The sequence below is a fragment of the Streptomyces sp. NPDC002835 genome, from assembly GCF_053591995.1.
In genome coordinates this window covers 93,701-119,660 of record NZ_JBSFUW010000001.1, presented here as the reverse complement: position 1 = coordinate 119,660, position 25,960 = coordinate 93,701, and the positions used below count along the sequence as shown (strand labels likewise).

The following is a 25,960-nucleotide window of genomic DNA, read 5'->3' as shown; positions in this document are numbered from 1 at the left end:
CGACGGCGGTCAGGCCGACTTGGCCGGGCGGCGCAGCCGGGTCAGGATCACATGGGCGAGCACGCCGAACAGCAGCCCCCAGAAGGCGGACCCGATCCCGAAGAGGGTGATCCCGGACGCCGTGGCGAGGAACGTGATGAGCGCCGCCTCGCGGTCCTTCTCCTCCGCGACCGCGCCCGTCAGCCCGCCCGCCAGCGCGCCGAACAGGGCGACGCCGGCGACCGCCGCGACCAGCTCCTTGGGCAGGCCCGCGAACAGCACCACCAGCGTGGAACCGAACATGCCGATCAGCAGATAGAACGCACCGCAGGAGACCCCCGCCACATATCGGCGGCGCGGGTCCTGGTGCGCCTCCGGGCCGGTGCAGATCGCCGCCGTGATGGCCGCGAGATTGACGGCGTGCGAGCCGAACGGCGCCAGGGCGGTGGAGGCCAGGCCGGTGGAGCCGATGAGCAGCCGGTCGTCCGGCCGGTAACCGGCCGCCGCCAGCACACCCATGCCCGGGGCGTTCTGCGAGGCCAGCGTCGCCAGCGTCAGCGGCACGGCGATGCCGATCAGCGAGGCGACGGAGAAGTGCGGCGCGGTGAACACCGGCGCGGCCAGTTCGAGGCCGTCGAGGTGGACGTTCAGCCGGGAGCCGGCCGCCGCGGCCACCACACCCGCCGCCAGGGCGACGAGCACGGCGTAGCGCGGCAGCAGCCGCTTGCCGAGCAGATACGCCACCAGGACCGAACCGGCGATGTAGGGGGCGGACTTGAGGGAGGTGAACACCCCCGTGCCGAAGGAGAACAGGATGCCCGCGAGCATCGCCGAGACCACCGCGCCGGGCACCTGCCGCATCAGCCGGCCGAACACCCCCGTCAGCCCGACCAGTGTGATCAGCAGGCCGGTGACCACGAAGGCGCCGATCGCCTCGGCGTACGAGTACGCGCCGAGGCTGGTGACCAGCAGCGCCGCGCCGGGCGTCGACCATGCGGTGATGACCGGCATCCGGGTGCGCAGACTGAGCCCGATGCAGGTCAGGCCGCTGCCGATGGAGATGGCCCACACCCAGGAGCTGGTCTGCGCGCTGTCCAGCCGCCCGGCCGACGCGGCCGCCAGCACGATGACCAGCGGCCCCGAGTAGGAGACGACGACGGCGACGAATCCGGCCAGGACGGCGGAGACGGACATGTCGCGCCAGAAGCCGGTGCCCTTGCCCGCGCCGGCCGCGACCTGCTCGGCCGCGCCCTCGCCGGCGTCGCCTCGGCCGGCGTCTCTGTGCTCGGCCGCGCTCTGCTCGGCCGCGCTCTGCTCGGCGCCGTCCGGCGCGGGCTCGTCCGGCGCCGGGCCGACGTCCGGCGGGGTGCCGGACGCCGGGGTGCGGGGGGTGCGGATGTCACGGCTCAACGGTCTTCCTTCACGGCCCGCTCCAGGGCCTGTTCGAGGTCTGCGACGAGATCCGCCGGGTTCTCCAGTCCCACCGAGATACGGAGCATGTCCTGGGGGGAGGTGCTGCCCGGCCCCTCGAAGGTGTATCGGTGTTCGATCAGGCTTTCCACCCCGCCCAGCGAAGTGGCGCGAATGAACAGCTCGCAGTGCTGGGCGGCGCGCAGCGAGCGCTGCCATTCCCCGGCCACGTGCAGGGAGAGCATTCCGCTGAACCCGCCGGTCATCTGACGTGCGGCGATGTCGTGCCCGGGGCCGCCGGGCAGCCCCGGATAGGCGACCTTGCGGATCAGCGGATGGTCGGCGAAGTGCTCGGCGAGTGCCAGCGCGGTGGCCGAGATCTGCCGCATACGGGGGAAGAGGGTGCGTATCCCCCGCATCAGCAGATAGGTCTCCAGCGGGCCGAGGATCGGGCCGGTGAGCCGGCGGTGCAGCTCCAGCCGCTGCCACAGGGCGTCGGCCCGCTCGCCCGGCGAGGGCGCCAGTACCAGCAGACCGGCCACCACATCGGTATGGCCGTTGAGGTACTTGGTGCCGGAGTGCATGACGATGTCGGCGCCCAGCTCGAACGGCCGCGTGTGCACCGGGGTCGGCACCGTGTTGTCGACGCCGAACAGGGCGCCCGCCTCGCGCGCCACCGCGCCCACCGCCGCGATGTCCGTCACCGTCCAGGTGGGATTCGCCGGGGACTCGGCCCACACCAGGGCGGTCGGCGCCGCGGCCACCGCCGAGGCGACCGCGTCCAGGTCGTCCATCGGGACCTGGACCACGTCGAGACCGCGGTCCGGGCCGAACTCCAGGAGCCACTTGGTGAGCCCGAAGTACATCGTCCGCGGCACGACGACCCGGGAGCCGGCGGGCAGCACCTGGAAGACGGCGGTCGCCGCGGCCATGCCGGACGAGAACACCAGCGCCCGCGAGCCGCCCTCCAGGCCCGCCACCACGTCCTCGACCTGCTCGTACCCCGGTGCGCCCTGGTCGCGCAGATAGGCGAACCCGGCCGGGGTGCGGTACTGGTCGTCCCGGGCGAAGGTGGCGCCCAGGCTGATGGCGGGCGGCACGGCGCCGGTGGTGGGGGAGCGCCAGCCGTCGCCCTGCGCGGCCCGGGTCTCCGCGTGGTAGGCGTGCGTCCAGGGGCTGTACTTCTCGCTGTTGCTCATCGGTTCCTCTCGTCGGTCGGTGACGGCAGCCTGTCGGTCGGTGACGGCAGCGCCGTGGCGAGGGCCAGTTCCGCGTCCAGCAGCGCACGCGAGGGCGCGCCGGGGGACGGGACGTAGTGGTTGTAGTAGCTGGAGCCCTCGGTGTGCGGGCCCAGGAAGAACAGGCGCGGCTCGGTCCGCCCGGTCCGGCCGACGCTCCGCCCGTGCCGGTCCACCTCCAGCCCCGGCAGCGGCACTTCGCCGGCGGTGCGGGTGCGGACGCGGCCGGACTCGACCAGCCTCCGCAGCAGCGAACCGGGCACCCGCTCGGCCACCGGCTCGGTCACATGGGCGTGCACCACATGGTCGACCTCCTCGGCGGCCGGACGCTCCAGCAGCGTCGACTCCAGCCGCCAGGGGCCGTTGCCGGCCGGTGGGACGACCTTCGGGGCCGGGCCGGGGCCGATCCGTACCACTCCCGCCTCGATGAGGGAGAGCAGCTCCGCGGAGCGGTCCAGCTGCGGGCCGATGACCAGGCGGTTCACCAGTGGGGCGACGGCGCGGAAGAAGTGCGCGAGCGACTCGTCGTCCAGGCCCGGCGCGTCGACGGCGGCGCGCAGGACGTCGCGGTGGTCGCGCAGGACCTCCAGGGCCTCTTTGAGAGGGCTGACGCCCAGGCCCGCCCGTGCCTCGGCGAGATCGCCCGCCACCTCGGCCGTGAAGGACGCGGTGTACTCGCGGTGACCGGGCCAGGAGCGGGCGGGCGGGCCGTCGCCGTGCGCCTTCGGGTCCGTGACGCCGGCCAGCAGGTCGCGGACGGGGGACGGGCCGAAGCGGGCGCGCAGCTCGGCGAGCAGCCGGTCGTGGCCGAAGTCGCCCACGCCAGAGGCCAGTTCGGCGGCGGCCCGCGCCGCGCCGCCGTCCGTTTCGCGGGCCAGTAGCGTGCGGTACCAGGCGAGTTCCATCTCGGCGACGACGAGCGGCAGCACGTCCTCGGTGAAACGGAGCCGGCCGCCCGGCCGTCCGGCGCGCAGGGCGGCGAGGCGGGACACCGTGAGCACGAGCGGTACGGGACGGACCCGGCCGGGATTCAGATGCGGCCGGCTCCGGGCCGGCAGCCCGGAACGGTTGGCCAGCACGATCAGCGGCTCGCGCCCGCCGGGCTCGTACCGCAGCCGCTCCCCGTCGCGGACATGGCGGCCGCCGCGCCCCACGGTGAGGGTGGCGATCACGTCCATGGCCGTCAGGCCCGTACCCAGCACGGCGACCCGGTCGCCCGGGGCGACGGTGCCGACCGCGTCGGGCAGCGGGTACGGGCGGGTGATCAGCCGGGGGTCGGCGGCGGGCGGCGCGGGCAGGCGGAGCGAGTGGTGCCCGACCGTGACGAAGACGGCGTCGGCCGTGATCCGTTCGCCGTCGGCGAGCACCACGGTCTCGCCGTCGCTCTCGCTGTCCTCGCCCGTGTCTGTGCCGGCGAGGACGTCGACCGCCGTGGTGGTGTGGCGTACCAGAGTGAGGCAGTCGGGCGCCGCTTCCGTGATCCGCTCGGCCGCCCAGGCGAGGTACTCGCTCAGCAGCCGGCGGGGCAGGAAGTCGTTGGGCCTGATCCGCCGGCCCCGGCCCGGCCGGACGGTGAAGCCGTCCTCGCCGAGCCGCAGATCGCGCTCCTGGCACCACTCGTGCAGCGACGGCCCGGCCGGTAGTACGGGGCCGTCCACCATGTCCGCGTCGGCGAACGCCGTGAGCTGTGCGCAGACGGTGTTCAGCAGCAGATGGTCGGGCTGGTCCGCGCGGTGGAAGCCCGGTCCCGCGACCGCCGGGTCCACCAGGTGCACCACGAGCGGGAACGGGTCGGCGACGGCATGGGCGACCAGCCGCTCCAGTACGCCGAGGCCGCGGGATCCGAGACCGACGATCACGAGGGAGCCCGGTACCGGCGCCGCCACGGCTTTGGAGCCGCTGGTACCGCGGGGATGTGTGGTCACCACCGGCTCGTCTCCCCGAAGAAGTCCGGCACCGGCAGGGCCGTGCCGCCGCGGTGCGCCTCGGCGAGCACATGGGCGCCGACGGCCAGGTCGAGGACGCCGAGGCCGAACGGTGAGAAGATCACCGGCCGGTCCGCGGAGAGCTCCGCCTCGCCGCTCAGCACACCGGCGAGGGTGCCGGTCACGAACGCGCGGGAACCGGAGAGCTGTTCGGCCAGATGCGGCGAGGTGTCGGCCTTCAGACAGTGGTCGACGTCGTCCAGGACGTTGTCGGCCGCCAGGACCACTTCGGGCGCCAGGTCGCGCAGCGAGATGTTGAGCACCAGCTGACCCGGCCCGAACGGCTTGGTGACGTACGGCGCGAGCGCCGTCGTGGCGAACACCACGGTCTCGGCCGCCAGGGCCGTGTCCAGGTCGGCGGTGAACGAGGCGGCCCGGTCCTGGGTGGCGCGCACGTGGTCGGCGAGCGCCTGGCCGGACGCCTCGTCGATGTCGTGCACCAGATAGGAGTCCGGGGCGCAGCCGGCCGCGTGCAGGTAGTCGCAGATGTTGCGGGCGATGACCCCGCCGCCCACCACGGCGACCGTGGTGCCGCGGTAACCACCGGGCCGCAGGGTCCGGGCGGCGACGGCGGCGGACGCGGCGGTGCGGGCCGCGCTGATCCCCGCCGCCTCCAGGCAGGCGACCGGGTAGCCGGTCTCGTAGTCGTTGAGCACGAGGACCGCGGAGGCACGCGGCAGGCCGGACGCGGTGTTCCGGGGGAAGCTGGCGATCCACTTGATGCCGGCGAGCTGTACGTCGTCACCGAGGTAGGCGGGCAGGGCGATGATCCGCGAGTCGGGCTTGTCGGGGAACCGCAGGAAGTAGCTGTCGGGATTGACCGAGTCGCCCCGGTCGTGTGCCCGGTAGGCGCGCTCCACGATGTCGATGACCGCGGCGCGGGAATCCCGCAGGATTTCCCCGACCGCCTTGCCCGTGACAATACTGAAGTCGAACATTTCTCCCCCTTCTCAGGCGTGCGCCCGAGGTATTTCGTTGTCGATTGTTCCGAGCCCGCGCTCGGCCACCCATTGGTCGTCGTAGAGGGTGTCGAGATAGCGGTCCCCGAAATCCGGGGACACGGCGACCACCGTGCTCCCCTCCGGAATATGTTTCGCCGCTTCCTGTACGGCGAAGAGCACCGTCCCGGTCGATCCGCCGAAGAGCAGGCCGCGTTCCCTGGCGAGCATCCGGCACATCTCGACGGACGCCGATTCGGGCACCAGAATCAGGTCGTCCACCATGTCCCGGTCGAATATCTCCGGCCGTCTGCTGGTGCCGAGTCCCGGAATGTGCCGGCGCGCGGGAGGGCCGCCGAAGGTCACGGAGCCGACCGTGTCGACGGCGATGACGCGGGTGGCCGGGCTGTGCCGGCGCAGATAGGCGCCGCAGCCCATCAGCGTCCCGGTGGTGCCCGCGCCGATGAAGACGTAGTCGGCGTGGCCGATGTGCTCGAAGATGGCCCGCCCGGTGCGGTCCCGGTGGGCCTCGGGCCCCGCCGGGTTGGCGTACTGGTTCAGCCAGTACAACTGCGGTTCGCGGCGCAGCCGTTCACCGATGTAGTCGATGCGCGACTGGAGATATCCGCCGTTCGTGTCGGGCACGTCGATCACGACGACCTCCGCGCCGAGCGCCTGCATCAGCCGGACGGACTGGCGGTTGGCGTTCGGGTCGGTGACACAGGTGAGTGCGTAGCCCTTCGCCGCGCACACCATGGCCAGCGCGATGCCGAGGTTCCCCGACGTCGATTCGATCAGCCGGGTGCGCGGAAAGGCGCGCCCGCTCTTCTCGGCCTGCTTCTCGGCGTCCGCGACGAGCGCGATCGCCGTCTTGAGTTTGACGGAACCTGCTGGATTGAGACCCTCGATCTTCAGGTAGAGCGAACTGCCAGGAACCAGTTGGTCGAGTCGGATGAAGAGATCATCCAGTACGAGATCGTAAACTTCTTCCGCTATCACCAGAATCCAAACCGTGAATACGGGAATTGCGCATGGCGAAATGAGCCGCTGCGGTCACCCGTGGGCTTGTCGGCGGTGCGCATGGTCGGGCGCACACGTTGCAGAAGGGACCTTTCCCCCGTCCCCCGTGGCCACGAACCCCCGTTCGTCTGCGGCCGCGTCAATTCTGACACGTGGTCGGGCTTCGGCCAAGTTGTTTCAGCGGCCGGGAAAGGTTGAAAGGTGAATTGTGTTTCGGCGGGCCCGTGTGCGTGGAGAAGGGAATTCTTTATTCCGTCATAACAGTGCTGCTCGCCGGGCCGCCGCCCCCGCAGCCGCGGGGCGCCCGCCGGCCGGGCCACCACCGCCCGCCCGCGGGGCCACCGCCGCCCGGCCGATGAGTTCCGGCCCGCTCGGCGGTCCACCTGTCATGGACAAGGAATTCACCGCCATGCTGCAGAAGAGCCCCGCCGAGGGCGGCTGGACCTACCTGGTCTGGCCCGAGTCCGTCGAGTACTTCGGGACGCGAGGGCTCGTCAAGGTCCGCGGGACCATCGACGGGCATCCTTTCCGGAGCTCGTTCATGGCCCTCGGTGACGGCAGGCACAAGCTGCCCGTCAAGGCCGACGTGCGCAGGGCCATCGGCAAGGAGGCCGGCGACACCGTGACCGTTCGCCTCGAGGAACGCATCGTGCCTTGACCGACCCGGGACCGGGTGCCGTCCCCGGTACGGGAGAATGGGGCCATGAGCCTGTTCCGTGATGACGGCGTCGTCCTGCGCACCCAGAAGCTGGGTGAGGCGGACCGCATCATCACGCTGCTCACCCGCGGTCACGGCCGGGTGCGGGCCGTTGCGCGGGGAGTGCGGCGGACCAAGTCCAAGTTCGGGGCCAGGCTCGAACCGTTCTCCCACGTCGACGTGCAGTTCTTCGCGCGCGGCAGCGAGCTGATCGGGCGCGGGCTGCCGCTGTGCACCCAGTCGGAGACCATCGCCCCGTACGGCAGCGGCATCGTCACCGACTACGCCCGCTACACCGCCGGCACGGCCATGCTGGAGACCGCCGAGCGGTTCACCGACCACGAGGGCGAGCCGGCCGTGCAGCAGTATCTGCTGCTCGTCGGCGGGCTGCGCACGCTGTCGCGGGGCGAGCACGCGCCGAACCTGGTGCTCGACGCGTTCCTGCTGCGTTCCCTCGCCGTCAACGGCTACGCCCCCAGCTTCGACGACTGCGCCCGCTGCGGGCTGCCCGGGCCCAACCGGTTCTTCTCGGTGGCCGCCGGCGGCGTCATATGCGGCGACTGCCGGGTGCCCGGCAGCGTCGTACCCTCTGCGGAGGCCGTCGGGCTGCTCAGCGCGCTGCTGACCGGTGACTGGCCGACCGCGGACGCGTGCGAGGCACGCCACGTCAGGGAGGGCAGCGGGCTGGTGTCCGCCTATCTGCACTGGCACCTGGAGCGCGGCCTGCGCTCCCTGCGGTACGTAGAGAAGTAGCGAAGCAGCGAAATAGGAGATGTGAACCGCATGGCACGACGCGGAATCCTGGGCCGGTCCCGCCGCGAGTACAAGGTCCCCGAGCCGCACCCCTCCGGCGCCCGCCCGCCCAGGATCCCGGCCGACCTGGTGCCGAACCACGTGGCGTGCGTCATGGACGGCAACGGCCGCTGGGCCAAGGAGCGGGGCCTGCCCCGCACCGAGGGCCACAAGGTCGGCGAGGGCGTCGTGCTGGACGTGCTCAAGGGCTGCCTGGAGATGGGCGTCAAGAACCTCTCCCTCTACGCCTTCTCCACCGAGAACTGGAAGCGCTCGCCCGACGAGGTGCGCTTCCTGATGAACTTCAACCGTGACGTCATCCGCCGCCGCCGTGACGAGATGGACGAGCTCGGCATCCGGATCCGCTGGGTCGGCCGTATGCCCAAGATGTGGAAGTCCGTCGTCCAGGAGCTCCAGGTCGCGCAGGAGCAGACGGTCGGCAACGACGCGATGACCCTGTACTTCTGCGTCAACTACGGCGGCCGGGCCGAGGTCGCGGACGCGGCGCAGGCCCTCGCGCGCGATGTGGCGGCCGGCCGGCTCGACCCGTCGAAGGTCAACGAGAAGACCTTCCAGAAGTACCTCTACTACCCGGACATGCCGGACGTCGACCTCTTCCTGCGCCCCAGCGGCGAGCAGCGCATCTCGAACTACCTGATCTGGCAGTCCAGTTACGCCGAGATGGTGTTCCAGGACGTGCTGTGGCCCGACTTCGACCGCCGCGACCTGTGGCGCGCCTGCCTCGAATACGCCCAGCGCGACCGCCGCTTCGGCGGCGCGATCCCGAACGAGGAGCTCGAGGCGATGCGCGGACGCCCCGACACCCCGGCCTCCTGACCCACCGGGCCGCACAGCGCGGTACGGCACGGTGCGGCCGGGCCCCGGACACCGGCCGCGGCGTACGCGCCGGGCACGGCGCGGCCCGGGTCCGGTCCGGCCGCTACGATCACAGCTCGTCGGCGGACCGGGGAGGGCCCATGGCCGAGGTGGAGCGTCAGCAGGTGGGACAGCCGGTGGAACTGGTCTACGTGCCGATGGCCCGTGACATGGTCTCCGCCCTGCGGGCCCGTACGCGGGCCACGCCCGTCGGCCGCCGCATGCGGCGACTGCTGCATTTCGCCGGCGTGCTGTGCACTGTCTGCTTCGGGTACCTCGTGCTGATGAACGCGATGACCTGGCGGCTGTGGCTCATGATGGGCGCCGGCGTCCTCGCCTTCGCCTGCCTGTACCTGCTGCCGTGGGTACAGGGACGCCAGCTGCACCAGCCGGCCGCCCGGCAGGGCGAGTTCCGTGCCGTCGTCGACGACAGCGGCATCCGGTTGACCACCCGCGACGCCGACGCCACCACCAACTGGGCGGGGTACGCGCGTTACGCGGAGACCGACGACGTGTTCGTCCTCCTCACCGGCGACAGGCACAGCATCAGAGTCATGGTGCTGCCCAAGCGGGGCGTGACGGAACCGGCCGGCACGGAGCGGCCGAGGACCCTGCTCGAAAGGCATCTGGAGAAGGCGCCGTAGTAGGCGCCGGAGAAGGCATGGGCGTGCGCGCCGGCGGCAGCGCCGCGCACTTCGCGGCCGTCGCGTTCCTGGCCCGGCTCAGCTCCGGCGGCCGTGACGACGACGGGACCTACGACTGCCTCGACCTCTGACCCGGCGTACGACAGTGGCCCGCACCCCCGCCGGGAGCGGGCGTGCGGGCCACCGTCGTACAGGTCAGCCGGTCTTCGCCGCGCACTCCGCGCAGGTGCCGAAGATCTCGACCGTGTGGGCCACGCTCACATAGCCGTGCTGCGCCGCGATCGACTCCGCCCACTGCTCCACCGCCGGGCCCTCGACCTCGACCGCCTTGCCGCACGTCCGGCACACCAGATGGTGGTGGTGGTCGTCGGTCGAGCAGCGCCGGTACACCGACTCGCCCTCGCTGGTGCGCAGCACGTCGACCTCGCCCGCGTCGGCGAGCGACTGCAGCGTGCGGTAGACCGTCGTCAGGCCCACCGAGTCGCCGCGGTGCTTGAGCATGTCGTGCAGCTCCTGCGCACTGCGGAACTCATCGACCTCGTCGAGCGCCGCCGCCACCGCGGCCCGCTGCCGGGTCGACCGGCCTCGTACCGGGGCGGTGTTCCCGCCGGTTGGCGCCGTGGTCACAGGTGCCTCCTCGCTTGGCCCGCACATACGTCGGGCCATTGTGCCAGGCCCGCGCGCGGACCCGTTCCGGGCAGGGGAGCGCGCCCCCCTGCCGGGCTCAGACCTTGACGTCGTCGCCCGGGCGTCGCGTACCCGGAACGTCGACGGTGCACTCGGCCCTGCCCGCGCCGCCCGCGCCGCTCGCCTCCATGGCCTTCGCCCGCCGCCGTGCCAGTGGTGTGGCCAGCGCGGTCAGCACGACGAACACGGCGATGGCGAGCATCACGATCGTCGCCCCCGGCGGCACGTCCTGGTAGTAGGAGGTCGTGGTTCCGGCCAGGGCGACCGCCACGCCGATGGCGACCGACAGCGCGTACGTCGCCTTGAAGGAGCGCGAGATCTGCTGGGCGGCGGCCACCGGGACCACCATCAGGGCGCTCACCAGCAGCAGGCCGACGACCCGCATGGCGACGCTGACCGTGACCGCCGCGGTGACGGCGACCAGCAGGTTCAGCGCCCGCACCGGCAGTCCGGTGACCCGGGCGAACTCCTCGTCCTGGCTGACGGCGAACAGCTGCCGCCGCAGACCCAGCGACACCGCCACCACGAACGCCGCGAGCAGCACGATCGCGACGACGTCCTGGTCGGAGACCGTCGAGAGGGAGCCGAAGAGATAGGTGGTGAGGTTGGCCGTGGAGCCGGTGTCCGAGAGCTCGATCAGCAGGACACCGCCCGCCATGCCGCCGTAGAACAGCATGGCCAGCGCGATGTCGCCGCGGGTGCGGCCGTAGGTGCGGATGAGCTCCATCAGCACGGCGCCGACGATCGAGACCAGCGTCGCCATCCAGATGGGGTTGGTCGACATCAGGAAGCCGAGGCCGACGCCGGTCATCGCGACATGGCCGATTCCGTCCCCCATCAGGGCCTGCCGGCGCTGCACCAGATAGATGCCGACGGCGGGGGCGGTGATGCCGACCAGCAGTGCCGCCAGCAGCGCGCGCTGCATGAACGCGGATTCCAGCATTTCCATGATCATGTGAGCAGTCCCGTGCGGAGCGGCTCGTCGGCCGCGTGCGGATGTACGTGGTCGTGGCCCGGCAGGGCGTGCTGGCCGACGGCCTCCGGGGGCGGCCCGTCATGGACCACGCAGCCGTCGCGCAGCACCACGGCGCGGTCGATGAGCGGCTCCAGCGGTCCCAGCTCGTGCAGCACCAGCAGCACCGTCGTACCGGCGGCGACCTGCGTACGCAGCGTCCCCGCCAGCACCTCCTGGCTGGCCAGGTCGACCCCGGCCATCGGCTCGTCCATGATCAGCAGCTCGGGTTCGGCGGCGAGCGCCCGCGCGATCAGCACCCGCTGGTGCTGGCCGCCGGACAGGGCGCTCACGGAGTCCCCGGCGCGGTCGCCGAGGCCCACCAGCTCGATGGCGCGCTGGACGGCGGCCCTGTCACCGCGCGAGGGCAGCCCGAAGCGGGCACGCGAGAGCCTGCCGGAGGCGACGACCTCGCGGATCGTCGCGGGCACACCACTCGCGGCGGTCGTGCGCTGCGGCACGTAGCCGACCCGCGCCCACTGCCGGAAACGGCGCAGCTCCGTGCCGAACAGGTCGATCCGGCCCTCGGTGAGCGGCACCTGGCCGATCACCGAGCGGACGGCGGTGGACTTGCCGGACCCGTTGGCGCCGAGCAGGGCGACGACCTCACCGCGGTCCACGGTGAGATCGATGCCGCGCAGGACGGGCCGCGAGCCGAGCGTGGCCCGGGCTCCGCGGACGGAAATGACCGGCTCGGTGCTCATGGGGGGCCGCCTCTCCTGGTGGTACTGCGTCACTTCGCGCCGAGGGCCTTCTGCAGCGCGGCGAGGTTCGAGCGCATGACCTCGAGGTAGTCATCGCCCTTCGACCGGTCCGTGATTCCCTCGAGCGGGTCGAGGACGTCGGTCTTCAGGCCGGTGTCCTTGGCGAGGGTCTTCGCGGTCTTGTCGCTGGCCAGCGTCTCGAAGAAGACGGTGGTGACCTTGTCCTTCTTCGCGATCGTCTGGAGCTCCTTGATCCGCGCCGGGCTGGGCTCGGACTCGGGGTCGACGCCCGCGATGCCCTCCTGCTCCAGGCCGTAGCGCTCGGCGAGGTAGCCGAAGGCGGAGTGGGTCGTGATGAACGTCTTCGTGGCCGAGTTCTTCAGGCCCTGCTCGAAGTCGGTGTGGAGGGCGGTGAGCTTGGCGACCAGCGCGTCGGTGTTCTTCTTGTAGTCCGCGGCGTGGTCCGGGTCGGCCTTCGCCATCTGGGCGCCGACGCCCTTGGCGACCTCGGCGTACTTCACCGGGTCGAGCCAGATGTGCGGGTCGGCGCCGGCCTCGGCCTCGTGCTCTTCGTGTCCGGCCTCTTCGTGTCCGGCCTCCTCATGGCCCGCCTCTTCGTGACCGGCCTCTTCGTGACCGTGGTCGTGGCCGCCGGAGGTGTCGAAGTTCTCCAGGTGCGTGAGCGTGGTGGCGTCCACCTTGTACTTCACGCTGCTCTGGTCGATGGCCTTGTCGACGGCGGGCTGGACGCCCTTGAGGTAGAGGATCAGACCGGAGTCGTTCAGCTCGGCGGTCTGGCGGGGCTTGAGCTCCAGGTCGTGCGGCTCGACGCCCGGCTTGGTGAGAGTGGTGACGGAGACCTTGTCACCACCTATCTGTTCGGCGAGATACTGCATGGGGTAGAACGACGCGGCGACCTTCAGCCTGCCGTCGCCGTCGACGCTCGCGGCGTCGGAGGTGGAGCAGGCGGAAACGGCCAGGAGACCGAGCGTGACTGCTCCGGCGGTGGCGGCGGTGGGTATGAGGCGTCGTACGTTCATGACACTCATTTTCAACAAAGACGGAAACGATTGTCAATAAACGTCCGTCCCGCACCTCCGTCCGATCCGATTTGATCCCGGGGGTGCCGCCGCCGGTAACCTGAGTCATTCTCCGTTCGTCGTCGTCGTAATGAAGAGAGCACCGTGGCCGCCGACAAGATCGATACGATCGTCAACCTGAGCAAGCGCCGTGGCTTTGTCTACCCCTGCAGCGAGATCTACGGCGGTCAGAAGGCCGCCTGGGACTACGGACCGCTGGGTGTCGAGCTCAAGGAGAACATCAAGCGCCAGTGGTGGCGCTACATGGTCACCTCGCGCGAGGACGTCGTCGGGATCGACTCGTCGGTGATCCTGGCCACCGAGGTCTGGGAGGCCTCCGGCCACGTCGCCACCTTCACCGACCCGCTGACCGAGTGCACCTCCTGCCACAAGCGCTACCGCGCCGACCACCTGGAGGAGGCGTACGAGGAGAAGCACGGCCGCGCCCCCGAGAACGGCCTCGCCGACCTGAACTGCCCCAACTGCGGCAACAAGGGCACCTTCACCGAGCCCAAGCAGTTCTCCGGTCTGCTCTCGACCCACCTCGGCCCGACCCAGGACTCCGGCTCGGTCGCCTACCTGCGCCCCGAGACCGCCCAGGGCATCTTCACCAACTTCGGCCAGGTGCAGCAGACCTCGCGCAAGAAGCCGCCGTTCGGCATCGCGCAGATGGGCAAGTCGTTCCGGAACGAGATCACTCCGGGCAACTTCATCTTCCGCACCCGCGAGTTCGAGCAGATGGAGATGGAGTTCTTCGTCAAGCCGGGCGAGGACGAGGAGTGGCAGCAGTACTGGATGGACCAGCGCTGGAACTGGTACCGCGACCTGGGTCTCCGTGAGGAGAACATGCGCTGGTTCGAGCACCCGCAGGAGAAGCTCTCCCACTACTCGAAGCGCACGGCCGACATCGAGTACCGCTTCCAGTTCGGCGGCAGCGAGTGGGGCGAGCTCGAGGGCGTCGCCAACCGCACCGACTACGACCTCACCGCGCACTCCAAGGCCTCCGGCACCGACCTGTCGTACTTCGACCAGGAGGCCGGCGAGCGCTGGACGCCGTACGTCATCGAGCCGGCGGCCGGTGTCGGCCGCGCCATGCTGGCCTTCCTGCTCGACGCGTACAACGAGGACGAGGCGCCCAACGCCAAGGGCGTCATGGAGAAGCGCACCGTGATGCGCCTCGACCCGCGCCTCGCGCCGGTCAAGGTCGCGGTGCTGCCGCTGAGCCGCAACCCGCAGCTCTCCCCGAAGGCCAAGGGCCTCGCCGCCGACCTGCGCAAGAACTGGAACATCGAGTTCGACGACGCGGGCGCCATCGGCCGCCGCTACCGCCGCCAGGACGAGATCGGCACCCCGTTCTGCGTGACCGTCGACTTCGACACCCTCGACGACAACGCGGTGACCGTGCGCGAGCGCGACACGATGAAGCAGGAGCGTGTCTCCCTCGACCAGATCCAGGGCTACCTGGGCAGCCGTCTGCTGGGCTGCTGACGCCCGGCCTCCGGCGCGTTCACAGCGTTCGAAGCCCCTGGTTCCGGGTAACGGAACCGGGGGCTTCGTGCACACTGGGCCCGCGCGCACCCACAGGCAGGCCGAGGTACAGGCAGGCCAGGCACAGGAGGCACATATGCCGTCCATGACGACCAGCAAGGTTCGCAGATGGGACCAGCACGGACGCGAACACGTGGTACGGGTGGAAAAGGCGGGGATGCAGCGGCAGTTGAGCTGCGGCACCTGCGACTGGCGCAAGAACGCGCAGTTCCTGCCGTGGCTCAAGGCCGAGGAACACCTGACCCAGGCCCACCAGGCGACCGTCGACCCGACGGCCGGTGAGGGCTGAGCCCGGCGGCACCGCCGTGGGGGCCGTGACGGCCCTGGCGGCCGTGAGGGCTCGGGGCCGTGGGCGGCCGTACGGCGTGAGGCCCGGTCGGGCTGGGCCCCTGCGTCGCGGCCCGGCGGCGTGGGGCGCCAGGCGGACGCGGGTTCGGCGGCCCCGGGAGGCTTGAGAGGCGCAGGTCGTACGGCGTGGGTCCTGTGGCGTGGCGGGCGGCGCGCAACACCATGCGGACGCGGGTCCGGCTGCCCCTGCCCCGGGGCCCTGCCGGGGGCTCCGCACCGCGGCCCGCTCTGCGGCGGGGCGCAGGCCGTACGGCGTGGGTCCTGCGGCGCGGCCCGGCAGCGCGTGGCGGCAGGCGAACGCGGTTCGGCGGCCCCGGCGCCTGGCCGAGGGCCCGGCGGCCTCGGAGGCTTGAGAGGCGCAGGGCTCTGCGGCGTGAGGGCTCAGGGGTCTGATGCCCTGCCCCATCGAACCCGGTCGCCCGTGGCCCCGAGACCGCGCGGCTGTCGCGCCTGCCGGCTTGCCTCAGCCCGCGGGCTTGTCCGCAGGGCGGGCCGTGAGGCCGCGCAGGCAGAGGTCCGCGACCGCCGCGAACTCCGCGTCGATTCCCGGCTTCGACCACTCGGGCGCATAGGCCGGATCGTGGAAGCGGGTCGTCGCGTCGAACACCGCCCGCGCCGCGCCCTGCGGCTCCACCAGCATGAACTGGTGTGTCTGCACGCCCTCTTCGACGATCCCACTCAACTGCCCGACCAGGTCGGCGATGTGCTCCTCCACCACGGTGCTGTTCTCGCCGATCAGTACGCCGAAGGTCTCGAACAGCTCGGGGTCGGCGCCCGCCTTCCGCCGCTTCGCCTCGAAGAGCGTCGACAGCCACTGGCGCAGCTTCTCCGGCGCGGGCCGCTCCGAGCCGCCGGCGATCTTCGCCAGCTCGTCCACCGTCCGGTGCAGCCAGCGCTCCGTGACCGCCTCCCGCAGCGCGGCCTTGGTGCGGAAGTGGCGGTAGACGCTGCCGTGGCTGACACCCAGGGCCCGGGCCACGTCCACGACCGTGGCCTTCGCCGGGCCGTACCGGCGCAGCACGTCCTCGGTGGCTTCGAGGATGCGCTCGGGGGTCAGTGCTTCGGGCGTCATGGCGGCTGGTGCCTTTCGCTGAACAGGGGGCACCGAGACGGTACCGCGCGGCTCAGTTCTCGCTGTCCAGGTGGGCCATCTGTGCTGCCGGGTACCGCTCGCCGGCCGCCGCGTCGGCCGGTACGGCCTCCTCGATCGCCGCCAGGTCGGCATCGGTCAGGGTGACCTCCAGGGCGCCCAGCGCCTCCTCGAGCCGGGCGCGGGTGCGGGCGCCGATCAGGGGCACTATGTCCTCGCCGCGGGAGAGCACCCAGGCGATCGCCGTCTGCGCGACGCTGATCCCCTTGCCGTCGGCCACCGCGCGCAGCCGGTCGACCAGCTCCAGGTTGCGGTGGAGGTTGTCGCCCTGGAAGCGGGGGCTCATCCCGCGGAAGTCGCCGGGGCCCAGCTCCCGGTCGCGGGAGAAGTGGCCGCTGATCAGACCGCGCGACAGCACCCCGTACGCGGTGACGCCTATGCCGAGCTCGCGGACGGCCGGCAGGATCTCCTTCTCGATGCCGCGCGATATCAGCGAGTACTCGATCTGGAGATCGGCGATCGGAGCGACGGACGCCGCGCGGCGGATGGTCTCCGCGCCGACCTCCGACAGGCCGATGTGCCGCACATGGCCCGCCTCGACCAGCTCGGCGATCGCGCCCACCGTCTCCTCGATGGGAACGTCGGGGTCGAGGCGGGCGAGCCGGTAGACGTCGATGTGGTCCGTGCCGAGCCGCTGGAGGCTGTACGCCGCGAAGTTCTTGACCGCGGCCGGCCTGCCGTCGATACCGGTGAAGCCGCCCTCGACGGTGCGCAGCGCACCGAACTTGACGCTGACCAGGGCCTTTTCGCGAGCGGCCGCGGGGGCGGTGCGCAGCGCCTCGTTGATCAACAGCTCGTTGTGCCCCATCCCGTAGAAGTCGCCCGTGTCGAGCAGGGTGACGCCCGCGTCGAGCGCGGCATGGACGGTCGCCTCCGACTCGGTGCGGTCGGCGCTGCCGTACAGAGCGGACATGCCCATGCAGCCGAGGCCGAGAGGGAAGACCCTCGGGCCGGTGGAGCCGAGGGCGCGGGAAGCAGGCGCGGTGGTGGTGGTCATCAGGGGGCTCCCAAGGAGTGGGTTCGAGTGACACCGACAACAGTGACATGACGGATGACAGATCGCAATATCTGTCAGCTGTCATTCACTCGCGTGAGTGAATGACGATGAATGCCGGTGAATGCCGGTGAACGCGGGTGACTGCGGAGACCCCGTCGCCGGTGCGCGAGCGCCCGCCGCGGCGCCCGCGGCGGGCGCCGCAGCGAAAAGTGGCTGCCGACCGCATCGAGGACGCGGTACCGTCAGGCCATGTCTTCGTTCTTCCAGATCTACGAGTGAGAGGGCGGCGGTCTCCCGCCCCCGTCAGACGTTTCCCGAGTCACTTCTCACCCACGATGGGAGAACCCCATGGCCAAGAGCCGTAACAACCTTCTCGGTGTCGGTGGACAGCGCAAGAAGATGTCCCGCGCCGAACAGCAGGCGAGCGGTCTCACCCGCGACGTCGACCGCAAGGCGTCGGAGGACCTGAAGCAGGAGCTCGTGCGCAAGATGCGCGAGCGCGCCCTCGATGTCGCGTCGGAGGCCGAGCCGCAGAACGACGGCGCGGCGGCGCCGCAGGAGAGCCAGGCCCAGGCCTGATCCGTACGCAGGGGCCCGGACCGCATCACGCGGTCCGGGCCCCTGCGCATGCGCCGCCGCCCGCACCCCCACCCGGCCCTCCCGTCGGCACCCCGCCCAAGCCCCTCGCCACCGCCCGCCCCCGCACCGCCGCCGGTGCGAGACAATGGGCGAATGACCACGCTCGCCCCCGCCTCCACGAACACGCTCCGGATCGGCCCGCACGCCGTGCAGCCGCCGGTGGTCCTCGCGCCCATGGCCGGTATCACCAACGCGCCCTTCCGTACCCTGTGCAGGGAGTTCTCGGGCGGCAAGGGCCTGTTCGTCAGCGAGATGATCACCACGCGGGCGCTGGTCGAGCGCAACGAGAAGACCATGCAACTCATCCACTTCGACGCGACCGAGACGCCGCGCTCGATCCAGTTGTACGGGGTGGACCCGGTCACCGTCGGCAAGGCGGTGCGCATGATCGTGGACGAGGGCCTGGCCGACCACATCGACCTGAACTTCGGCTGCCCGGTCCCCAAGGTCACCCGCAAGGGCGGCGGCTCGGCGCTCCCGTACAAGCGGCCGCTGCTGCGCGCGATCCTGGGCGAAGCCGTGACGAACGCCGGTGACCTGCCGGTCACCATGAAGATGCGCAAGGGCATCGACGACGACCACATCACCTTCCTCGACGCGGGCCGCATCGCCGTCGAGGAGGGCGTCACGGCCATTGCCCTGCACGGGCGCACGGCGGCCCAGCACTACGGCGGCACCGCCGACTGGGACGCGATCGCCCGCCTCAAGGAGCACGTCCCCGAGATTCCCGTGCTGGGCAACGGCGACATCTGGTCGGCCGACGACGCCGTGCGGATGATGCGCGAGACGGGCTGCGACGGAGTGGTCGTGGGGCGCGGCTGCCTGGGCCGGCCGTGGCTCTTCGGCGACCTGGTGGCGGCCTTCGAGGGCCGCCCGGACGGCTACGCGCGGCCGACGCTGCGCGAGGTCGCGGCTGTGATGCTGCGGCACGCGACGCTGCTGGGGGAGTGGATCGGCGACGAGTCCCGCGGAGTGATCGACTTCCGCAAGCACGTGGCCTGGTACCTGAAGGGTTTCGCGGTCGGCTCGGAGATGCGCAAGAAGCTGGCGGTCACCTCGTCGCTGGACGAGCTCGGCGCTCAGTTGAACGCGCTCGATCTGGGTCAGCCGTGGCCGACGGGCGCGGACGGCCCGCGCGGGCGGACCTCCGGCAACAACCGGGTGGTCCTTCCGGACGGCTGGCTGAAGGACCCGTACGACTGCGCGGGCATCGGCGCCGAGGCCGAACTCGACACGTCCGGCGGCTGAGCGTTGGCGCTGCCCGCCACGTAGCGGTCGTCGGTCCATTCGACCGGGCGGCCCGTGGACATGGTCGTCAGATGGCGCTGGCGCAGCAGCGGGCTGCCGCGGCGGACTTTGAGGAGGCGGGCGTCGACGCTGCCCGCCGGGACCGTGTCGATCAGGTACTCGCCGTAGTGGGCGACGATGCCGTGGTGCTCGGCGATGCTGTTCATGATCGATACCAAGCCGCACCCCGACCCCTACCGGGGCCGCGGACCGGTTCGGGGCCGCGCCGCACACCTGCGTGGCGGTCGAGGACTCCCCGGACGGCACCAGGTCGGCGGAGGCCGCCGGTTGTGCGGTGCCGGTGGTGCCCTCGCTGCTGCCGGTGTCGGCCTCGCCGGGGCGAGAGTGCTGGCCGGGAGCCTGGAGGACATGGATCTCGAGGTCCTCGGCCGGTGTGTCCCGGCGTGTTACGGGAAGCCGCCGATCGGTCCGGATGATGGAATTCCGTCGCCTCCGGCAGCGTGATCCTCGCCACCCCTGATAGGGGGTGCGCTCAGATGAGCGAAATCGGAGCGGCTGCACTTTCCAAAGGGTGGCACTGAGTGCCACCCTTTCGGCGTTCGCTCCATGGAGCATCAGGTAACGCTGTGTATGCATAGTGGCGCGCAGGCGTACCGTAACGTGATCATCCGTTCAAGAGTTGAATAAATCTCGGGCGCCCCCGACAGTCGCCGGGACTTTCGATCTGCTGGCGGACGAGTGGTTAAGGCCGTATGACGCGCAAGTGGACGTACCGAGATGCCTTCGATCTGGGTATGTTCCTCGCCGTCAGGGCAGCCACCGAGTCCTCGAGGAGTCGAGACCCGTGTCGGAAAACAAAGATCAGAAGTTCGTCTACGACTTCACCGAGGGCAACAAAGAGCTCAAGGACCTGCTCGGTGGAAAGGGCGCGAACCTCGCCGAGATGACCAACCTCGGTCTTCCGGTCCCTCCCGGGTTCACGATCACCACCGAGGCGTGCAAGGTCTACCTCGAGAGCGGCGAAGAGCCGCCCGCGCTGCGCGACGAGGTGAGTGCACACCTCGACGCTCTCGAGACGACGATGGGCAAGAAGCTCGGCCAGGCCGACAACCCGCTGCTGGTCTCCGTGCGTTCCGGCGCCAAGTTCTCGATGCCGGGCATGATGGACACCGTCCTCAACATCGGTCTCTCCGACGCCTCGGTCGCGGGCCTCGCCCAGCAGGCCGGCGACGAGCGCTTCGCCTGGGACTCCTACCGCCGCCTCATCCAGATGTTCGGCAAGACCGTGCTGGGCGTGGACGGCGACCTCTTCGAGGAGGCCCTCGAGGACGCCAAGGCCGCCAAGAAGGTCACCGTCGACACCGACCTCGACGCCGCCGACCTCAAGAAGCTCGTCAAGCAGTTCAAGAAGATCGTCAAGTCCGAGGCGGGCCGCGACTTCCCGCAGGACCCGCGCGAGCAGATGGACCTCGCCATCTGCTCGGTCTTCGAGTCCTGGAACACCGACCGCGCCAAGCTCTACCGCCGCCAGGAGCGCATCCCCGGCGACCTCGGCACGGCCGTCAACATCTGCTCCATGGTCTTCGGCAACCTCGGCCCCGACTCCGGCACCGGCGTCGCCTTCACCCGCGACCCCGCCTCCGGCCACCAGGGCGTCTACGGCGACTACCTGCAGAACGCGCAGGGCGAGGACGTCGTGGCCGGTATCCGCAACACCGTGCCGCTGGCCGACCTCGAGTCCATCGACAAGAAGTCGTACGACCAGCTGATGCAGATCATGGAGACGCTGGAGAACCACTACAAGGATCTCTGCGACATCGAGTTCACCATCGAGCGCGGCCAGCTCTGGATGCTGCAGACCCGTGTCGGCAAGCGCACCGCCGGCGCCGCCTTCCGTATCGCCACCCAGCTCGTCGACCAGGGCCTGATCGACGAGGCCGAGGCGCTCCAGCGCGTCAACGGCGCCCAGCTCGCGCAGCTGATGTTCCCACGCTTCGACGAGAAGGCGAAGACGGAGCTGCTCGGACGCGGCATCGCCGCCTCCCCGGGCGCGGCCGTCGGCAAGGCCGTCTTCGACTCCTACACCGCGGTCAAGTGGTCGCGTTCCGGCGAGAAGGTCATCCTGATCCGCCGTGAGACCAACCCGGACGACCTGGACGGCATGATCGCCGCCGAGGGCATCCTCACCTCCCGCGGCGGCAAGACCTCGCACGCCGCCGTCGTCGCCCGCGGCATGGGCAAGACCTGTGTCTGCGGCGCCGAGGAGCTCGAGGTCGACACCAAGCGCCGCCGGCTGACGGTGAACGGCACCGTCATCGAGGAGGGCGACGTCGTCTCCATCGACGGCTCCACCGGCAAGGTGTACCTCGGTGAGGTCCCCGTCGTGCCGTCGCCGGTCGTCGAGTACTTCGAGGGCCGGATGCACGCGGGCGCCGACGACGCCGACGAGCTCGTCCAGGCCGTCCACCGGATCATGGCCTACGCGGACCGCGTACGCCGGCTGCGCGTACGGGCCAACGCCGACAACGCCGAGGACGCGCTGCGCGCCCGCCGCTTCGGCGCCCAGGGCATCGGCCTGTGCCGGACCGAGCACATGTTCCTCGGCGAGCGCCGCGAGATGGTCGAGAAGCTGATCCTCGCCGACACCGACGACGAGCGCGAGGACGCCCTGAAGGCGCTGCTCCCGCAGCAGAAGCAGGACTTCGTCGAGCTGTTCGAGGCGATGGACGGACTGCCGGTGACTGTACGTCTGCTCGACCCGCCGCTGCACGAGTTCCTGCCCGACATCACCGAGCTCTCGGTGCGCGTCGCCCTCGCCGAGGCCCGCAAGGACCACAACGAGAACGACCTGCGCCTGCTCCAGGCCGTGCACCGGCTGCACGAGCAGAACCCGATGCTGGGCCTGCGCGGCGTACGCCTCGGGCTCGTCATCCCCGGCCTGTTCACCATGCAGGTACGGGCGATCGCCGAGGCCGCCGCGCAGCGCGTCGAGGCCAAGGGCGACCCGCGCGCCGAGATCATGATCCCGCTGGTCGGCACCGTCCAGGAGCTGGAGATCGTCCGCGACGAGGCCGAGCAGGTCATCGCGGAGGTGCAGCAGCGGACCGGCATCGAGCTGAAGCTCGCGCTGGGCACGATGATCGAGCTGCCCCGCGCCGCGCTGACCGCCGGTCAGATCGCGGAGGCCGCCGAGTTCTTCTCCTTCGGTACCAACGACCTCACCCAGACCGTGTGGGGCTTCTCCCGCGACGACGTGGAGGCCAGCTTCTTCACCGCGTACCTGGAGAAGGGCATCTTCGGGGTCTCGCCCTTCGAGACCATCGACAAGGACGGCGTCGGCGCCCTGGTCCGCAGCGCGGTCGAGGCCGGCCGGGCCACCCGGCCCGACCTCAAGCTCGGCGTCTGCGGCGAGCACGGCGGCGACCCGGAGTCGGTGCACTTCTTCCACGAGGTGGGCCTGGACTACGTCTCCTGCTCGCCGTTCCGCATCCCGGTGGCGCGGCTCGAGGCGGGCCGCGCGGCGGCCCAGTCGGCCGGCAGCGACTCCCGCTAGGACCAACAGACCCCGGAACCGCCACCGGGCCCGGGGCACGAAAACCCGGAGCCCGGTACCTCGACCCTCACCGGCTGCCCGGTGGCGGTTCCGGCTCACCAGAGAGGGGCGGGCGCCTGTGCGGGGCGCCCGTCCCTTCCGCATGCCGCATCCCCGTCGTGCGGCCGGCGGCTACGGGCTGCCGGTCGAGCCGGCCCGGCGGGGGATACAGAAGGTTCCTGTTGAATCCTGGGTCAGTTGAATTCCGGAGCAATTGAGCTTCCGGCCTCTTAACAATGGTCGAATTTCTGCCGTTCGCCGCGCCCGTCCAACGGACAGGAGCGCGGCCTGCGGATCCCCACCCGCCGACCGCGCTCCATTTCCCGTGCCGGACACGGAGCCGCAACCTTCGTCACCGCCGCCGGACGCGCAAAGCCCCCCACGGTCCTCGCTGCGTCACTTCGGTGAAGTAGGTTTCATGCCCGACGTCGTACAGCTTTTCGGTTGGCCCCCATGGCCCGCGAGGCGTTTCAACTGTGGCTGAAACACCGTGGTAACAACCTGTGATGACATGCATACTCAGTGATGGGGGCGATGGCGGGTGCAACAGTGGGGGTTCGGTGCTTCGTATTCATTTCAACGCGGACGATCTGGCGCGGGTGAGGATGGCGGCCAGGCCGGACGCGTTGTGGGAATCCATTCTCAGTTTTCACCGATTGCGCGACCGAAGGGGCGCACTCGTCTTCGGTGAATGGCGCGCCCAGGCGCGAACGCGGTTGAAAAGTGAAACACGACTGCTCTCCGCCCTCGTGCCCCAGCGCGGATATTTCCCGGACTTTCTCACTCCGCCGGAGTCGTCGGAGGGGCTTGACGCGGGCCTAGAGGCGCTGCGGGCGACGCCCCCGTCCCGACTGCACGCCGAAGTCGCCCTCGCCGCCGCCCACCGCTCGCCCCTGCGCTCGCTGCCGGGCCGGCTACTCTCCCTCGCCGAGGGCAGGGGCGAGTCGGTGGCCAGGCTCGTGGAGGTCCTGCGCGCGTACTACCGCGCGGCCGTCGAGCCGTACTGGTCCCAGATCCAGGGCCGGGTGGAGGCGGACCGTGTCGTCCGCGGCCGGGCGCTGCTCGACGGCGGCGCCGGGGAACTGCTCGCCTCCCTGCCGCCGGTGCTGCGCTGGCGCGCACCGGTCCTGGAGGCCGACTATCCCGTCGACCGCGAACTGCACCTGGACGGGCGCGGCCTGCTGCTCCAGCCGTCGTTCTTCTGCCGCGGGACCCCGGTGGTCTACCGCGACACGTCCCTGCCGCCGGTGCTGGTCTACCCGGTCTCGCACACCAGCGAGCAGTCCGCCGGCGACGGCGGGGGCGTCTCACTGGGCCGCCTCGTCGGCCATACGCGCTCCGCGGTGCTCCAGGCCATCCGCGGCGGCTGCACGACCAGCGAACTGGCCCGCAGGGCAGGGGTGTCCCTGGCCTCCGCGAGCCAGCACGCCGCCGTGCTCCGTGAGGCGGGCCTGGTCGTGACCCTGCGCCACGGCAACGCGGTGCTGCACTCCCTCACCCCGCTGGGCGCCGCCCTGCTGCGCGGCGGCGCCACCGCGGAGCCCGAGCTCGCTATGCGCGGAACGGACCGCTCACTTCGTAGGTGATGCCGCCCGACGAACTGCCGCTGGTGCCGCGCTGGCTGGAGAAGTACAGCCGCTTGCCGTCGGGGGAGAAGGCCGGTCCGCAGATCTCCGACGACGACTGGCCGGTGACACGCAGGAACGGCGCGACGACGTCGTCCGGGGTGATCACGCAGATCTCCATGTTGCCGCCGTCCTCCGCCACGAACAGGTCACCGGAGGCGGCGCCCGTCACGTTGTCCACACCGGTGAGCGGCGCGGAGCCGCCGACGACCAGCGAGTCGTCGTAGGCCAGCTCGTACGTGTTGCTCAGCAGGTTCAGCTGCCACAGGCGGTTGTCGCCCTTGGTGGTGAACCAGACCTTGTCGTCGGCGTAGTGGCAGCCCTCGCCGCCGTTGAACAGCTTGGCGCCGGACACCTGGTCGCGGGTGGCGGTCGGGGAACCGTCCGGGTCCGGCACGGTCGCCCACGTGAAGGAGCCGGAGGTGGCCGTGCCGGCCTTGAGCACCTGAAGGGTGCCGGACGACAGATTGCCCCACGTGGCGGGGACGAACCGGTACAGGCAGCCGTCCGACGCGTCCTCGGTCAGGTAGATCACCTTGCGCACCGGGTCGGCAGCGGCGGCCTCGTGGTTGAAGCGCCCCATGGCGGGCCGGCGCACGGCGGCGTTCACGCCCCACGGGTCCGTCTCGTAGACGTAGCCGGTGCTGACCTCCTCGCACGAGAGCCAGGTGTTCCACGGGGTGGCGCCGCCCGCGCAGTTGCGGTTGGTGTTCGACAGGATGCGGTAGGCGCCGGTGATGGCACCGGTCGAGGAGAACTTCACGGCGCTTGCGCCGCCGGTGGAGGAAATCTCCGAGTTGGAGACGTAGATCCAGCCGCTGCCGTCGGCGAAGCACGCACCGCCGTCGGGAGCCTTGTGCCAGGTGTACGAGGTGGAGCCGACCTTCTGGCCCGTCCGGGCGATCACCCGGCTGGTGAAGCCGGCCGGCAACTGGATACCGTTCGAGTCCGCCGGAAGGAGCGCCCCGTAGGGGCCGGAGCCGGGCTGTGCGGGGGCCGCGGAGGCGGCGCCGTGCCACAGGGTGAAGCCGAAGGCGGTGGCCGAGGTGCCGACGACCGCTCCGCGAAGGAAGCTGCGACGTTCCACTTGTCACTCCAGGGTGGGATGACCGCCCCGCGGCGCCGGTCGGTGCCGCGGGGTCGCGCGCTCCCGGAACATAGAAGCGGTGGGTGGCGCAGACTTCAACGGAGGGTGACCCCGGGAAGCTGTCCGAAGAATTCTCCGCGGACCCCGATGAGTCCGCCGCTGGCCGTCCGTCTACCCCTTCGAAAGCACCGCGCACACCGGCACCGCGCACACCGCGGGCCCCACAGGAGAGAGACCGTCATGGCTCAGATGATCTTCGTCAACCTGCCCGTCAAGGACCTGGAGACCAGCAAGGCCTTCTGGAGCAAGCTGGGCTACTCCTTCAACCCGCAGTTCACCGACGAGAACGCGGCCTGTCTGGTCTTCAGCGACACGATCTACGCGATGCTGCTGACGGAGGCACGCTTCAAGGACTTCACCAAGAAGGACATCGCCGACGCGGCGACCAGCACCGAGGCCATCCTCTGCCTGAGCGCGGACAGCCGCGAGAAGGTCGACGAGCTGGTGGACGGCGCGCTCGCCGCCGGCGGCTCGCCCTCCAACGACCCCCAGGACTACGGGTTCATGTACGGCCGTTCCTTCCAGGACCCCGACAACCACCTGTGGGAGGTCATGTGGATGGACGTCGAGGCCATGCAGCGGGCGATGGCCGAGGGCGAGTGACC

General features: G+C 70.8%; 23 protein-coding genes and 1 pseudogene. 11 read left to right on the top strand and 13 right to left on the bottom strand.

Annotation, left to right across the window (positions count from 1 at the left end; genetic code table 11):
• Nucleotides 1-9: 9 nt before the first annotated feature.
• The 5 genes from ACWD01_RS00585 to sbnA form a co-directional block, all read right to left on the bottom strand.
• Complete coding sequence (locus ACWD01_RS00585; protein WP_451157327.1) at nucleotides 10-1,173, bottom strand: benzoate/H(+) symporter BenE family transporter; 1,164 nt, start codon at nucleotides 1,171-1,173, stop codon at nucleotides 10-12.
• A gap of 212 nt (nucleotides 1,174-1,385) precedes the next feature.
• Entirely contained in the window at nucleotides 1,386-2,588 is a 1,203-nt protein-coding gene (locus ACWD01_RS00580; protein ID WP_451156592.1) for a trans-sulfuration enzyme family protein, read from the bottom strand.
• Nucleotides 2,585-4,552: an FAD/NAD(P)-binding protein gene (locus tag ACWD01_RS00575; RefSeq protein ID WP_451156590.1), complete on the bottom strand. Its 1,968-nt coding sequence runs from the start codon at nucleotides 4,550-4,552 to the stop codon at nucleotides 2,585-2,587. The genes ACWD01_RS00580 and ACWD01_RS00575 overlap by 4 nt, the downstream gene beginning before the upstream one ends.
• A complete protein-coding gene (gene sbnB / locus ACWD01_RS00570) occupies nucleotides 4,549-5,550 on the bottom strand; it encodes a 2,3-diaminopropionate biosynthesis protein SbnB (RefSeq protein ID WP_451156588.1) in 1,002 nt (333 codons plus the stop codon). Before sbnB ends, ACWD01_RS00575 begins: the two co-directional genes overlap by 4 nt.
• Nucleotides 5,551-5,562: 12 nt before the next feature.
• Entirely contained in the window at nucleotides 5,563-6,549 is a 987-nt protein-coding gene (sbnA, locus tag ACWD01_RS00565) for a 2,3-diaminopropionate biosynthesis protein SbnA (RefSeq protein ID WP_451156586.1), read from the bottom strand.
• Between the two features lie 409 nt (nucleotides 6,550-6,958).
• On the opposite strand from sbnA, the gene ACWD01_RS00560 reads away from it, so the two are divergent.
• The 4 genes from ACWD01_RS00560 to ACWD01_RS00545 all read left to right on the top strand — a co-directional run bounded on the left by ACWD01_RS00560 (nucleotide 6,959) and on the right by ACWD01_RS00545 (nucleotide 9,579).
• Nucleotides 6,959-7,228, top strand: a complete 270-nt coding sequence (locus ACWD01_RS00560; RefSeq protein WP_451156584.1) for a DUF1905 domain-containing protein — start codon at nucleotides 6,959-6,961, stop codon at nucleotides 7,226-7,228.
• A 45-nt stretch (nucleotides 7,229-7,273) separates the two neighbouring features.
• A complete protein-coding gene (gene recO, locus ACWD01_RS00555) occupies nucleotides 7,274-8,020 on the top strand; it encodes a DNA repair protein RecO (protein WP_451156582.1) in 747 nt (248 codons plus the stop codon).
• 30 nt (nucleotides 8,021-8,050) lie between these two features.
• On the top strand, nucleotides 8,051-8,896 hold the full coding sequence (locus ACWD01_RS00550) for an isoprenyl transferase (RefSeq protein WP_451156580.1): 846 nt from the start codon (nucleotides 8,051-8,053) through the stop codon (nucleotides 8,894-8,896).
• A 140-nt stretch (nucleotides 8,897-9,036) separates the two neighbouring features.
• Nucleotides 9,037-9,579, top strand: a complete 543-nt coding sequence (locus ACWD01_RS00545) for a YcxB family protein (RefSeq protein ID WP_451156578.1) — start codon at nucleotides 9,037-9,039, stop codon at nucleotides 9,577-9,579.
• Between the two features lie 195 nt (nucleotides 9,580-9,774).
• On the opposite strand, the gene ACWD01_RS00540 is transcribed toward ACWD01_RS00545, so the two are convergent.
• The 4 genes from ACWD01_RS00540 to ACWD01_RS00525 form a co-directional block, all read right to left on the bottom strand.
• The gene (locus ACWD01_RS00540) at nucleotides 9,775-10,206 is read right to left on the bottom strand and encodes a Fur family transcriptional regulator (RefSeq protein WP_451156576.1); all 432 of its coding nucleotides are present in this window, start codon (nucleotides 10,204-10,206) and stop codon (nucleotides 9,775-9,777) included.
• A 97-nt stretch (nucleotides 10,207-10,303) separates the two neighbouring features.
• Nucleotides 10,304-11,215, bottom strand: coding sequence for a metal ABC transporter permease (locus ACWD01_RS00535; RefSeq protein WP_451157325.1), 912 nt, complete (start codon nucleotides 11,213-11,215; stop codon nucleotides 10,304-10,306).
• Nucleotides 11,216-11,217: 2 nt separating this feature from the next.
• Complete coding sequence (locus ACWD01_RS00530) at nucleotides 11,218-11,982, bottom strand: metal ABC transporter ATP-binding protein (RefSeq protein ID WP_451156574.1); 765 nt, start codon at nucleotides 11,980-11,982, stop codon at nucleotides 11,218-11,220.
• 29 nt (nucleotides 11,983-12,011) lie between these two features.
• Nucleotides 12,012-13,022: a metal ABC transporter substrate-binding protein gene (locus ACWD01_RS00525; protein WP_451156572.1), complete on the bottom strand. Its 1,011-nt coding sequence runs from the start codon at nucleotides 13,020-13,022 to the stop codon at nucleotides 12,012-12,014.
• A 144-nt stretch (nucleotides 13,023-13,166) separates the two neighbouring features.
• Here ACWD01_RS00525 and ACWD01_RS00520 point away from each other — a divergent pair, with 144 nt between their 5' ends.
• Together ACWD01_RS00520 and ACWD01_RS00515 are read left to right on the top strand one after the other, a co-directional pair.
• Entirely contained in the window at nucleotides 13,167-14,549 is a 1,383-nt protein-coding gene (locus ACWD01_RS00520) for a glycine--tRNA ligase (protein WP_451156570.1), read from the top strand.
• A gap of 136 nt (nucleotides 14,550-14,685) precedes the next feature.
• Nucleotides 14,686-14,898: a hypothetical protein gene (locus ACWD01_RS00515; RefSeq protein WP_451156568.1), complete on the top strand. Its 213-nt coding sequence runs from the start codon at nucleotides 14,686-14,688 to the stop codon at nucleotides 14,896-14,898.
• Between the two features lie 522 nt (nucleotides 14,899-15,420).
• Here ACWD01_RS00515 and ACWD01_RS00510 read toward each other — a convergent pair.
• Together ACWD01_RS00510 and ACWD01_RS00505 are read right to left on the bottom strand one after the other, a co-directional pair.
• Nucleotides 15,421-16,029 (bottom strand): TetR family transcriptional regulator, encoded by a 609-nt coding sequence (locus ACWD01_RS00510; RefSeq protein WP_451156566.1) that lies wholly within the window; start codon nucleotides 16,027-16,029, stop codon nucleotides 15,421-15,423.
• 52 nt (nucleotides 16,030-16,081) lie between these two features.
• Nucleotides 16,082-17,104 (bottom strand): aldo/keto reductase, encoded by a 1,023-nt coding sequence (locus tag ACWD01_RS00505; protein WP_451156564.1) that lies wholly within the window; start codon nucleotides 17,102-17,104, stop codon nucleotides 16,082-16,084.
• Between the two features lie 348 nt (nucleotides 17,105-17,452).
• On the opposite strand from ACWD01_RS00505, the gene ACWD01_RS00500 reads away from it, so the two are divergent.
• Together ACWD01_RS00500 and dusB are read left to right on the top strand one after the other, a co-directional pair.
• Nucleotides 17,453-17,683, top strand: coding sequence for a DUF6243 family protein (locus tag ACWD01_RS00500; RefSeq protein WP_451156562.1), 231 nt, complete (start codon nucleotides 17,453-17,455; stop codon nucleotides 17,681-17,683).
• Between the two features lie 153 nt (nucleotides 17,684-17,836).
• A complete protein-coding gene (gene dusB, locus ACWD01_RS00495) occupies nucleotides 17,837-18,991 on the top strand; it encodes a tRNA dihydrouridine synthase DusB (protein WP_451156560.1) in 1,155 nt (384 codons plus the stop codon).
• Here the strand turns inward: dusB and ACWD01_RS00490 are convergent.
• Nucleotides 18,952-19,206, bottom strand: a pseudogene (locus ACWD01_RS00490) (UTRA domain-containing protein); the annotation flags it as partial. The gene dusB and the pseudogene ACWD01_RS00490 sit on opposite strands and share 40 nt — an antisense overlap.
• A gap of 629 nt (nucleotides 19,207-19,835) precedes the next feature.
• Between ACWD01_RS00490 and ppdK the strand changes: the two are divergent.
• The gene (ppdK, locus tag ACWD01_RS00485) at nucleotides 19,836-22,544 is read left to right on the top strand and encodes a pyruvate, phosphate dikinase (RefSeq protein WP_451156558.1); all 2,709 of its coding nucleotides are present in this window, start codon (nucleotides 19,836-19,838) and stop codon (nucleotides 22,542-22,544) included.
• A gap of 599 nt (nucleotides 22,545-23,143) precedes the next feature.
• Nucleotides 23,144-24,169 (top strand): ArsR/SmtB family transcription factor, encoded by a 1,026-nt coding sequence (locus ACWD01_RS00480; RefSeq protein ID WP_451156556.1) that lies wholly within the window; start codon nucleotides 23,144-23,146, stop codon nucleotides 24,167-24,169.
• Here ACWD01_RS00480 and ACWD01_RS00475 read toward each other — a convergent pair.
• Nucleotides 24,135-25,295: an alkaline phosphatase PhoX gene (locus ACWD01_RS00475; RefSeq protein ID WP_451156554.1), complete on the bottom strand. Its 1,161-nt coding sequence runs from the start codon at nucleotides 25,293-25,295 to the stop codon at nucleotides 24,135-24,137. The genes ACWD01_RS00480 and ACWD01_RS00475 overlap by 35 nt on opposite strands.
• A 240-nt stretch (nucleotides 25,296-25,535) precedes the next feature.
• On the opposite strand from ACWD01_RS00475, the gene ACWD01_RS00470 reads away from it, so the two are divergent.
• A complete protein-coding gene (locus tag ACWD01_RS00470) occupies nucleotides 25,536-25,958 on the top strand; it encodes a VOC family protein (RefSeq protein WP_451156552.1) in 423 nt (140 codons plus the stop codon).
• Nucleotides 25,959-25,960 lie beyond the last annotated feature (2 nt).

Excerpts from the sequence above, each read along its gene's own strand:
- ACWD01_RS00585 (WP_451157327.1), bottom strand. The coding sequence starts at position 1,173 with ATGTCCGTCTCCGCCGTCCTGGCCGGATTCGTCGCCGTCGTCGTCTCC.
- ACWD01_RS00580 (WP_451156592.1), bottom strand. The coding sequence starts at position 2,588 with ATGAGCAACAGCGAGAAGTACAGCCCCTGGACGCACGCCTACCACGCG.
- sbnB (WP_451156588.1), bottom strand. The coding sequence starts at position 5,550 with ATGTTCGACTTCAGTATTGTCACGGGCAAGGCGGTCGGGGAAATCCTG.
- ACWD01_RS00560 (WP_451156584.1), top strand. The coding sequence starts at position 6,959 with ATGGACAAGGAATTCACCGCCATGCTGCAGAAGAGCCCCGCCGAGGGC.
- recO (WP_451156582.1), top strand. The coding sequence starts at position 7,274 with ATGAGCCTGTTCCGTGATGACGGCGTCGTCCTGCGCACCCAGAAGCTG.
- ACWD01_RS00550 (WP_451156580.1), top strand. The coding sequence starts at position 8,051 with ATGGCACGACGCGGAATCCTGGGCCGGTCCCGCCGCGAGTACAAGGTC.
- ACWD01_RS00545 (WP_451156578.1), top strand. The coding sequence starts at position 9,037 with ATGGCCGAGGTGGAGCGTCAGCAGGTGGGACAGCCGGTGGAACTGGTC.
- ACWD01_RS00535 (WP_451157325.1), bottom strand. The coding sequence starts at position 11,215 with ATGGAAATGCTGGAATCCGCGTTCATGCAGCGCGCGCTGCTGGCGGCA.
- ACWD01_RS00530 (WP_451156574.1), bottom strand. The coding sequence starts at position 11,982 with ATGAGCACCGAGCCGGTCATTTCCGTCCGCGGAGCCCGGGCCACGCTC.
- ACWD01_RS00525 (WP_451156572.1), bottom strand. The coding sequence starts at position 13,022 with ATGAACGTACGACGCCTCATACCCACCGCCGCCACCGCCGGAGCAGTC.
- ACWD01_RS00515 (WP_451156568.1), top strand. The coding sequence starts at position 14,686 with ATGCCGTCCATGACGACCAGCAAGGTTCGCAGATGGGACCAGCACGGA.
- ACWD01_RS00510 (WP_451156566.1), bottom strand. The coding sequence starts at position 16,029 with ATGACGCCCGAAGCACTGACCCCCGAGCGCATCCTCGAAGCCACCGAG.
- ACWD01_RS00505 (WP_451156564.1), bottom strand. The coding sequence starts at position 17,104 with ATGACCACCACCACCGCGCCTGCTTCCCGCGCCCTCGGCTCCACCGGC.
- ACWD01_RS00500 (WP_451156562.1), top strand. The coding sequence starts at position 17,453 with ATGGCCAAGAGCCGTAACAACCTTCTCGGTGTCGGTGGACAGCGCAAG.
- dusB (WP_451156560.1), top strand. The coding sequence starts at position 17,837 with ATGACCACGCTCGCCCCCGCCTCCACGAACACGCTCCGGATCGGCCCG.
- ACWD01_RS00470 (WP_451156552.1), top strand. The coding sequence starts at position 25,536 with ATGGCTCAGATGATCTTCGTCAACCTGCCCGTCAAGGACCTGGAGACC.